This window comes from Citrobacter sp. MGH100, from assembly GCF_001034465.1.
GTDB classification, from domain to species: Bacteria; Pseudomonadota; Gammaproteobacteria; order Enterobacterales; family Enterobacteriaceae; genus Citrobacter; species Citrobacter youngae.
This window is the reverse complement of sequence record NZ_KQ089803.1, coordinates 94,639-104,464: the sequence shown is the minus strand read 5'-3', so window position 1 is coordinate 104,464 and position 9,826 is coordinate 94,639. Positions and strand designations below refer to the sequence as shown.

Here is a 9,826-nt window from a genome sequence, read left to right as displayed (position 1 = left end):
ACGATAAAAATCAGCCTAAACCGGGCTCCAATACCCGCAACGGCTACTCAACAAAGACCGTAGCGACTGCGGATGGTCCACTTGAACTGCGTACTCCCCGGGATCGCGAAGCCACCTTTGAGCCTCAGTTGCTGAAGAAAAACCAGACCCGCATCACCGGGATGGATAATCAGATTTTATCCCTGTACGCCAAAGGGATGACCACCCGCGAGATAGCGACTGCATTCAAAGAGATGTACGACGCGGATGTCTCGCCAGCGCTGGTCTCAAAAGTCACTGACGCCGTCATGGAGCAGGTTGTTGAGTGGCAAAACCGGCCACTGGATGCAATCTATCCTATTGTTTACCTTGACTGTATTGTCCTTAAGGTCCGGCAGGACAGTCGCGTCATCAATAAATCCGTGTTCCTGGCGTTGGGCATCAACATCGAAGGCCAGAAGGAACTGCTGGGTATGTGGCTGGCCGAAAATGAAGGCGCGAAGTTCTGGCTGAATGTGCTGACAGAACTGAAGAATCGCGGCCTGAACGACATCCTCATCGCCTGTGTCGACGGACTGAAAGGCTTCCCGGACGCCATAAACGCGGTATATCCGGAGGCCCGCATCCAGCTGTGCATCGTACATATGGTGCGCAACAGCCTGCGGTTCGTCTCCTGGAAAGATTACAAGGCCGTTACCCGCGATTTGAAGGCGATTTACCAGGCGCCGACGGAAGAAGCAGGTCTGCAGGCGCTGGAAGCGTTCGCCAGCGCCTGGGACAGCCGCTATCCGCAGATAAGCCGGAGCTGGACGGCAAACTGGGTGAACCTTGCGACGTTCTTCGCCTACCCGGCAGATATCCGCAAAGTCATCTACACGACCAACGCCATTGAGTCACTGAACAGCGTGATCAGGCATGCGATCAAAAAGCGCAAGGTGTTCCCGACGGATGAGTCAGTGAAAAAGGTCGTGTGGCTGGCAATCCAGGCCGCCTCACAAAAATGGACGATGCCGCTGAGGGACTGGCGCATGGCAATGAGCCGTTTTATCATCGAGTTCGGTGACCGCCTGAGCGGTCACTTCTGAGAAAAGGCATTTACACAGAATGGTGTACAGGCTCAATCATGTCGTAACCACCGTTCCCGTAGGACGACTTCACTTCTTCTATTTCGACTGGAACCGCCAGCTCGATGGGGCGGAACCAGCCATCATCACCGACTGTATACCGGCCTTCATGTTCCTTGCTCATTTCGCAGACCCGGCTGGGTGGAAGCCAGAAACCTTCATTTGCTCTTTCGGATGCGATACGAATAGCTTCATCCACGGAAGCGACTTCCCGGATGTGTTCGTTATGCGCGTTTGACATTTTGATCAGAAATGACTTCATAGAACCATTTTCCTCAGCTTAGGCCGGTAACGTTAATCGTCGGGGCGGTCGGTAATATTCCGGCGATAGTGTCCTCATATTGTACTCTGGCATGATGCATAACAGAAATTTGAGAGCGCGGGATTGAGAGGCGAAGTAGTTTGATGATAATCGCTGCGGGTGTACTATCAGCCTGATTCCTGGACTGAAGCCGAACGTCCAGCCGTGGTAAAACTGGTGAACGATGTTAACCTGGCATCGAGATATCGAGACCGTAACCATCTGACTGAATAAGGAGCTTTTATGCCGAATGGGAGAGTGATTTTTAACAAAAGAGGCCGATGGGACTGGCTTGATAGCGGTTGTGATATAGATGAGGATGAATTAAAGCAGGAAGAGTGGTTTGTTGGCGATATGTATTATCCGCCAGACTTTGAATACGATACGTCAATGCATGATCACCAGATTACAGAGTGGTTGTCTAAACCTGAAGAGCTGGTGCGGTATGAGCGAGGGCGTTAACTCAATTTGCTTATCTGAACTGGCTACATGATCTTTCAGCGTGGCCATTTCGGTTCTTCACATTTCCCTGACTCCCTCCTGACAGAACCGACTATTTCATCCATGAACCGCAAGAGCGGTAACTAAATGCCATATCGTGTGGCAGAGTGGTTTGCTCCAGTACCCGTCAAAATAGTCCAACATACAAAAACAGGGTAGCCTGCCCCGGGCTTCACCCGGGCCAGGCTACCCGGAGTCGAACCGTTAACCCGGAGTCGTGGGTGAGTAACGTCGAGTGCCCGCCTGAATTCCGTGCGGCCACCAGCATTGGCTTCACCTTTTTCCGACCGACACTTTCGTGCTGGTTTGCGGCCGCATCTTCGCCGGGCCGGAACACCCTGCATTTTGTGCCGGTGGCCATCACCGGTATTAGGATAAAGGGAAGAATATCGGTGATGGATTCCGGGATAATCGCCGGGAAAACCCGGGCAGAATTCACGTACATCACCCTCTATTAGTCCAACATACAAATAAACTTCCCCTTTCTGCCCCTGCGCTTCGCTTGGGGCAGAAAGGGGAGCCGTACCTGAAACCTCCGTGTCGTTTTCAGGATCGGGCCCGTGCCCGGGGTAACCATTCTGCCCGGGCCCACCATTTTAAAAAGAAACCGCCGTGCCCGGTCTGGCCATTTCCCCCGCCTGCGGCAACCGGGCCGTGCCGGTCTTTCCGTCCGGTTCCTGCAAACCCCACATAGGGACTCCGGTCGCTGGATGAGCCATGCGAGAAAATATGAGAAAAAGAGAGAAAAAAAGAGAAAAAAAAGAGGGGCCGGGGGCGCGAGGGTTTCAGTGGGTATAAAGGTCAAGGGCGCTTTGCAGGGTGGACGCGGGGGTGTTGACCCTGATCGCATTTGTATGTTGGACTAATTTTGCATATATGAAGACAAGAAAAGACGCGCTGCCGACAGAGCAGGTATACTCTCGCCATCAAATGTGCGGCCAGCGGCGGGGGATAGGTAACGACCGCAGGCCTCCGCGACCGGTATCAATGATGATGATGCCCTGCCAGGTAAAGAGTAGTGACGACGAAAGTGAAGGTGAAGAAAACCCGGGCCGAACGTAAGCAGCATAGCCGGGACATGCAGGCCAAACATGAAGCGGAAAAAAAGGCCGCTAACCTGCGTAATATTCTAAAGAGAGACATTCTGGCCACGCTGGGTATCCCTAAAAATCACGGTGGGCGGGCAGCTCTTTCTACATTCATCACCGAGCACTTACTGAAGGGTGAGAGTCAGGTTCAGATTGTTGCCATGCTAACCGGCAGCGAATTGATGAAGCGGGCACAGCTTGCCGAAATCGAGCGCCTGAAGAAGATCACGGAACTGGCCAATCAAACCCGCAGAAACGAGATCACCAACCGGGCGTTTGAGCGCCTGGGTATCACAACCCGGCATCCAATGGGCGATTTAGTGCTGAGCATGGTGCGCGAACTGGCAAACCAGAATTTAAATACCGGTGAGATAGTAGAACGCCTGAATGATAACGAAACCGTACTGGAATCGCGCCGCCTGCACAAAGAGAAGCGAGCGGATCTTGAACGTCAGATTGATGAAGGTATTGCCGAGCGCAAAAAGACCCGTGTTGATATGCGGGAAGTGCTCGCCTACATGGCCCAGAAGAACGGTACAACGTATACGCCTCCCGCAGACACCTGGCGATCTCCTGAACATCCGAATGGCGATTCACCGACCCGGCATAATGGAAAAATCAGAGAGAGCCGTCTGACCGGCGCTGAAAGCACCCAGAAAGAAAACCCACGTCAGTACGGTTTGCCCAACCTGAAAACCAGTAGCGCTTCCATCAACAAGGCCGGAATGAGTGAGGCCATTAAGCTGGTGGGCGGACGTGTGACGGAATTTCGCACCTATCTTTATGAGCATCGCGATACGGGACTACGCGCTGATGTGCTGGCTCGCCGGTTTATGGCTGAGTCAATGCAAGGCAAAAAGATGGTTGACCCTGTGCCGGTCAATGAACCAGATAATCTCCCGGCTCCCACACACGAACCTGCCAAACGTAAATGGACGAAGGAAGAAAAGCAGGAAGCGCGTGACCGTGCGCTGGCCGCAGCAAGCCAGGTCGGAAAGCTTAAAGAAGCGGAAACCAACGGCATTACGCACGATGTAGTGCGAGAATCGCAGCCAGCACCCCAGCCAGCCCTGATCTCCGTCGAAGTTGAATCCCGCGTCTCCATGCAGGAACCGTCTGTTGCGCCCCTGGCGCACCCTAAACGTGAAGGCTCTACAACCTGCGTGGTGACCAGGCCGGATCAGGCTGATTTCGCTGCTACCGTCCGTCGAAACTGTAACGACCGCTGCGTGATTACAGGAGCAAGCTTACGCCGCAGGACAGAGGCCGCACACCTGGTAGAGCATAGTGCTGGTGGTCTGGATCACTGGAGTAATGGCTTGCTGCTTCGTATCGATCTGCACCGGCTGTTTGACGACAACGTCCTTGCCATTTGCCCGGAGACGTTGACCGTCCACGTTGACCCTGTCGCGCAGGCCGAAGATCCCGATTTGCAGCAATACGATGGCCATGTGATTACCGGGCTTTGCCGTCCGATAGACCCGGCGAATCTCGTCATGCGCTGGGAGCGTTATCAGCGCCGGTTAGAACTGACCAAGTAAAACCGGTAATCCATCAGGTGCGAATCGTGGGAATGCGCCAGCTCGGTAACCCCACGTCACCGGATTGAACCATCACAAAAAAGGAGCCCACCGGGCTCCCCAAAAACGAATTGTTTTATTGTTCCTGCTTAGTTCTACGTAGGTACTCTTCAGCCTTTATCTTTATTTGCACGAGTTCAGCGTAAAACTCACGTTCCATTTGGTATGTTGGCATCTGAGTATAATACTCTTCCACCTGTGGCCAAATTCGCTGAAGTTCTGCATATAAATCATGGAGAGCTCTATCTGCCCAAGATGACGATTGGTAGGATTCAAGCTTTCTGATAGTGGCGCTAAGATGTACTAAACGCGCCACTAATACTTTAGTGTTTACGTATTGTGTTACGGTTCTATCCATGTGGTTTAAGTTACTCATATTATTCCCTAATGAGGTGCTCGCAGAATTACGAGGCAGAGATAACATAACCTTAAAACCTACATACGTGTAGCCCAATCATTACTTTATAGCTAAAAATGCCAGATTTACTCTATGGCCCCCAATCCCTACAGACCTACAGCAGATCTCGTCCACATAGGTCAGTTCCAGCGCAAACTATGGGATCTGAATGTTTGTCGAACGAAAACTTACGGTAGTGAAGTAATTGCCTGAAACATTGTAAATAACTTGCATAGAAAACGCCCTCAAAACAGCGTCCTTTTTTTATCGAAGTTTCAACGGTTCTGGTAGAGTTGTTTTCTGACAGATTTTATTATTAACGTGAGTGGACGCGTCTGGCGAATAAGCTGGTGCAACTTCCCGAAGCCCTCCAAACACCAGGAGACTTAATTTATGGAACTATCAACAATTTCTGAAGCGTTGATTGGTGGTTTAGTTGGTGGCACTATCGCAGCAGGTTCCATCCGGGTATTATTCATTCCAGAAAAGTTTGAGTGGATATTGTTAGCCTGTGTTGTCCTTGCCACTGTTGTTACCTTTTTCTTTGGCCACTCTATACCAAATCCATTTATGATGATAAGCAACATGTATAGTTATTGAATATATAAGACCGTGCTCGTTAGACGTGCTCTGATTGATTTCCATATATGTTTCAAAAGCTTCGGGCCAGTTTTTTCTGTGTTAGATAGGATAACAGAATATGATGACACTTCTTTTTTCGATTTACTGTTCCCTGGTCATTATCGCGGGCGCTTTCTTTAGCTGGTTTCAACGTGAAACTATCGCTACCCGCTGCATTCTTTTTGGCGGACTGGTGATAGTAGCAGCGATCAAGCTAACAACGGATTTTACGACTGTCGCTGTTTCCACGGTTCTGATTGAGGGATTTTTGCTAACGGCTTATGTTATTGCTGTCCGTTTTATTCAGTGCATTGTAAACAGGGCTGCATAAACAACCCGGACAGAATGCCCATCTATTTATATCAGGCTAATCTACGTGTGACATTTCAATCGCTGCGCGAGCTTCAATGCCCTTCGATAGCAACAAGTTTGCAATGCGCTCTGCGAGGTCTTGATTGGCGCAATGAAAGCGAATAGGCAACTTTTCATGTTTCTCACTATCGATGTAGAACATTACAGAATTGATACTGTATAGCGATGCATATGAAGGACGAGGTTCTATCATCAAATTCAATTCTGGAATAGAAGCTAAAAGTTTAGACATATAATCATCCAGCAGTTCAATACAAACTGGCCGGATAGTTAATAAAGCGGGATTTTCCTCCGAACTAGTCCATTGTCGTGCCTGTAATCTCAAAATATTGAGAAGGTGCAACGATTCATAAGGAATTGTCTTTCCCGTCCGTTCACCCAGGATAACGGATTCCAATGTGTTAATTCGGGATGATAGTCTTCTTATCTTCCGCAACTGATAGATGCTAAGTGTTAATGTTATCACAAATAAAACACCCAAAATAATTGCCATATTTATATCCCATTCGGTTTATTCGTATTATGCCGTGAATATCGATACTCCAGCTATAGGTGTTCGGGACATCCTCTACGCCGGTAGTATCTGCAAAAACTTGTTATTCCATCATATAGTGCATCTCTGAAAACACCTTTTTCGGGTGATACAGCCTTTCATTACTCGGTTCCCCTTTTATGCTGCTACCTGCCTATCAGGTGGTTAGTATGCTTACCAGCCACTTTTTACTATATTGTCCGTTTTGTTAACTGATTTGTTAATGCTTCCATTTGACAGGTCTGGAAAGATACTTTTCTGATTTTAGGGGTTTGAGGGCCAACGATGTAAAAAACCACGTTAATAGGTTAACCTATTGTTTTATTTTAATTATTAGGTGCTGCATTTACAGCTACTCCAATGATCATGGGGCTGATGGTCGATGGAACGCAATACCAAGTAGATTGATTGCATAAAGTTCCTTCAATTCCGATCTGCCCTCCCGTTTTCACATCCTACTTCAGTTCAATTTTGTTGCCATTCCTTTACAACAGCTTCCCAATTGGCCGTTCTCTCGACCAATTTCCCATCAGCATCCTTTCTTGTCCAAACATCCCAGAAATCAGGGTCATCAGAATGGGGTTGCTGCTCTTTCGTCAAATTTTTCATTTTAACTAAGACAGGAAGTTCAGATGCCCAGCCCATCAGTATTGCATGTTGAGATGGCAATGAAGGCAATTCACGGAGTAATCCTCGCAAATTGTCGGGTACCATTTTATGAACTTGCTCCTGATCTTTGTCATTGCTAATTCGATGCAGAAGAAAAGTATTACATTGAGATAAAACTGTAGGTGATAATTCTGATGGTCGTTGCGAAGAAATAACCATACCGAGACCAAATTTCCTGCCTTCTCGTGCAATTTTCTCAAATACTTGACAGCAAACAGCTGCGACATCCTGATTTTCACTGTCCTCACGATACCGTTTAATAAATGTATGTGCTTCTTCAGCAACAAGTACCGTAGGTAAAGATTTGTTATATAGTCGTCTATAACGTTGCAATGATTCAAAAATAATTCTTGAAATGACAGCTGTCACAAGATGAGTAATTTCAGTTGGTACTAAAGAAAGATCAATAATTGAAACGCAGCTATCACCATCACCATCTTTCCCAATATATGTTTCTAACCAATTAGCCAAGTCAACTCTATGCTCTGAGTCATTGGTTATGGGTTTCATTCTTGTATCCGCAAGCATTGTGCGTATTCTAGCTACTAGATATTCAACATATTGCTCGCTACCATTTTCTTGTGCTAACGCCTCTAAATAGGAGACTAAATTATTTCCGTCAAAAGGGACGGGGATATCCTCGTTTTTAGGAAGGAGTTCACACTCATCGCCTCCAAGGCTCTGAAATGAAGATAACACTCCATTTATGATGTTATCAACTGCGCTAACTTTAGCATTGTAATCTGGATATCTGCCTTCTCTTTGCCCACAAAAATCTTGAATAGAGATGATTAATTTATCTAGCTCAGGGCATGGTGTAGTTAATCTCGCTTTGTATTCTTCCAGACTCTGACGCCAAATATTAATTTTAGCCAAAAGATTTTTGGCTCCAGGGAAATCATTAAGTGCCGCTGCTCCTTTAGATTTATCCGCTTTTAAAGAAACCAAAATTGTACCTAGGTATTTTTTAACTTCTATATCTATATTCTTTTGTAAATCAAATTCTTCATTTCTCATTGCTCTCAAGGAGCGTTTTAGTAATGGAAGTTGTGCTTTAGGACTTGCTTGCGTGAATGATGCCCACTCCGAACTATTCCAAAACCATGAGGGTACTTGTAATTGGTTTTCACTGCCTTCAGCCTCAACCTTAAATACTCTACCTTTAAATTTCGTCGTTGGCCCCAAAGCACGTGCATACTCGCCGTTGGGGTCTAGGATGATAAATCTGGCATTTGGTTTTATTTGTGATTCCAATGCAGATTCGAGTGACCACTGGATTAATCCAGATACAGAGCAAGACTTACCGCTACCAGTATTTCCGAGCACTGCTATATGACGACCAAATAATCTATCAGGATCTACAGCTACATTTGCATTGTTCGCAAGTGGACTTTGTCCAATGATCACTCGCCTATTATTTCCAGATTCGACTATTGATCTAAGTTGTAAATCTGTCGGTAGTAAAATAGCAGCCCCAATAGAAGGAAACGATTCAGAACCTCGTTGAAATCTGAAATAATCAGTACCATCTTTGGACAAACGTTTAAGCATTCCCACCGGATTCAAACTTATTTTTTTTCGGGGGAATGGTAGATTTACTAAACCAAATTCTTGAACATCTCTTTGTTTTGGATAAGGCGAATGTTCTACAGCAAGCCACTCTATTTGCCCAACTAAGTAACCATTATCACATGATATTAATACATAACTGTTTACTCTTGGAAAGTTTCTAGGCGTTCCTGCATTCAAAGCAACAGTATCAGGTGAGTCAATCTCTAATATTGCTCTAATTTCATTAGGTGAAACAAAATCTACAGTGCCGACCCTGAGTTGCTCACCTTGTTCAATCGGAAATGAGTTCATTCAGCATCCTCGCTATTATTTGAAATTGTTGTACGATATAAACCCCTTGATTTCAATAGTTCTGCCATACGAATTGATGATCTGTCTATCGCTGCTTTAGGAAGATAAAAATCCACTAAATTCTTGATATCTCCAAAGTGGTCACCAAGTAATAAAGATATTTGAGCTTTTCTTCCACTTTCGTTTACAAAGCGCATAATTCTACCGAGTGGATCGCCGTAGGCAATTATTACTATATGCGTTGAGGGTATTGTCAGCATGTCAATAATAACACGGTTTATATGTTCATCTCCAAAACTATAACCATATGTTACCAAAGTACTATTAGGACGACATGTTGCAGATGCTAAGTCTCTGAATAGTTCAACATAAGGGTATTCTGATGTTTCTCGGTCTTTAACCGAGTTTGGATAAATCATTAATTGATGATAGTTCGCTGCTCCAGCAGCCTCCACTTGTAAAAAGGGTTCCACCGAACTCGCACCAAAAGGTAATCCAAATCGCCTTATGGCTCCTTCGGTAGTATACCAGTCCAATGAGCCATGTAATTTAGTAAAGCGCGCCACACCTTCCAAATATCTTGGTTCACCACGAATACCCGGTGGATTATAATGATAGTCGACTTCTAGTCGCGAAGATCTGAAAATAGGCGCTATAGTACCAACAAATCTGTCAATTAGTCGAATACCTGCTATTTCAGCTCCTGCTTCAATTATCCTGTCGTAATTCGTCGTGAAAATATGTAATCGATCCCTTGTCGCTGTTCGACTTGAAAAACTCATCAAAAAACGGTGATGCT

Annotated in this window: 11 protein-coding genes; 5 read left to right on the top strand and 6 right to left on the bottom strand. The window is 46.3% G+C overall.

What is annotated here, in order from left to right; all coding sequences use genetic code 11:
• A partial coding sequence (locus tag SK32_RS20780) for an IS256 family transposase (RefSeq protein WP_048213830.1) occupies positions 1-1,064 on the top strand: 1,064 nt, incomplete at its 5' end.
• Positions 1,065-1,074: 10 nt separating this feature from the next.
• Here the strand turns inward: SK32_RS20780 and SK32_RS20775 are convergent.
• On the bottom strand, positions 1,075-1,365 hold the full coding sequence (locus SK32_RS20775; RefSeq protein WP_048213829.1) for a hypothetical protein: 291 nt from the start codon (positions 1,363-1,365) through the stop codon (positions 1,075-1,077).
• A gap of 282 nt (positions 1,366-1,647) precedes the next feature.
• Here SK32_RS20775 and SK32_RS20770 point away from each other — a divergent pair, with 282 nt between their 5' ends.
• A complete protein-coding gene (locus SK32_RS20770) occupies positions 1,648-1,866 on the top strand; it encodes a hypothetical protein (RefSeq protein WP_007372345.1) in 219 nt (72 codons plus the stop codon).
• Between the two features lie 211 nt (positions 1,867-2,077).
• Here SK32_RS20770 and SK32_RS26120 read toward each other — a convergent pair whose 3' ends face one another.
• Positions 2,078-2,344 (bottom strand): hypothetical protein, encoded by a 267-nt coding sequence (locus SK32_RS26120; protein WP_016241542.1) that lies wholly within the window; start codon positions 2,342-2,344, stop codon positions 2,078-2,080.
• A 579-nt stretch (positions 2,345-2,923) separates the two neighbouring features.
• On the opposite strand from SK32_RS26120, the gene SK32_RS20755 reads away from it, so the two are divergent.
• Positions 2,924-4,534: an HNH endonuclease signature motif containing protein gene (locus SK32_RS20755; RefSeq protein WP_048213828.1), complete on the top strand. Its 1,611-nt coding sequence runs from the start codon at positions 2,924-2,926 to the stop codon at positions 4,532-4,534.
• 115 nt (positions 4,535-4,649) lie between these two features.
• Here the strand turns inward: SK32_RS20755 and SK32_RS20750 are convergent, their stop codons facing one another.
• Positions 4,650-4,949: a hypothetical protein gene (locus tag SK32_RS20750; protein WP_024196077.1), complete on the bottom strand. Its 300-nt coding sequence runs from the start codon at positions 4,947-4,949 to the stop codon at positions 4,650-4,652.
• A gap of 414 nt (positions 4,950-5,363) precedes the next feature.
• Here SK32_RS20750 and SK32_RS20745 point away from each other — a divergent pair, with 414 nt between their 5' ends.
• Together SK32_RS20745 and SK32_RS20740 are read left to right on the top strand one after the other, a co-directional pair.
• Positions 5,364-5,570, top strand: coding sequence for a hypothetical protein (locus SK32_RS20745; protein WP_032951190.1), 207 nt, complete (start codon positions 5,364-5,366; stop codon positions 5,568-5,570).
• Positions 5,571-5,670: 100 nt separating this feature from the next.
• A complete protein-coding gene (locus SK32_RS20740) occupies positions 5,671-5,922 on the top strand; it encodes a hypothetical protein (protein ID WP_007372348.1) in 252 nt (83 codons plus the stop codon).
• A gap of 36 nt (positions 5,923-5,958) precedes the next feature.
• On the opposite strand, the gene SK32_RS20735 is transcribed toward SK32_RS20740, so the two are convergent.
• From SK32_RS20735 to SK32_RS25340, 3 genes are all read right to left on the bottom strand, one after another.
• Positions 5,959-6,456 carry a hypothetical protein gene (locus SK32_RS20735; protein WP_016241538.1) on the bottom strand — a complete coding sequence of 166 codons (498 nt, stop codon included), beginning with the start codon at positions 6,454-6,456 and terminating at the stop codon, positions 5,959-5,961.
• 504 nt (positions 6,457-6,960) lie between these two features.
• A complete protein-coding gene (locus SK32_RS20730) occupies positions 6,961-9,027 on the bottom strand; it encodes an ATP-binding protein (protein WP_004098991.1) in 2,067 nt (688 codons plus the stop codon).
• Positions 9,024-9,809 carry an SIR2 family protein gene (locus SK32_RS25340; RefSeq protein WP_231591596.1) on the bottom strand — a complete coding sequence of 262 codons (786 nt, stop codon included), beginning with the start codon at positions 9,807-9,809 and terminating at the stop codon, positions 9,024-9,026. The genes SK32_RS20730 and SK32_RS25340 overlap by 4 nt, the downstream gene beginning before the upstream one ends.
• Positions 9,810-9,826: the final 17 nt, after the last annotated feature.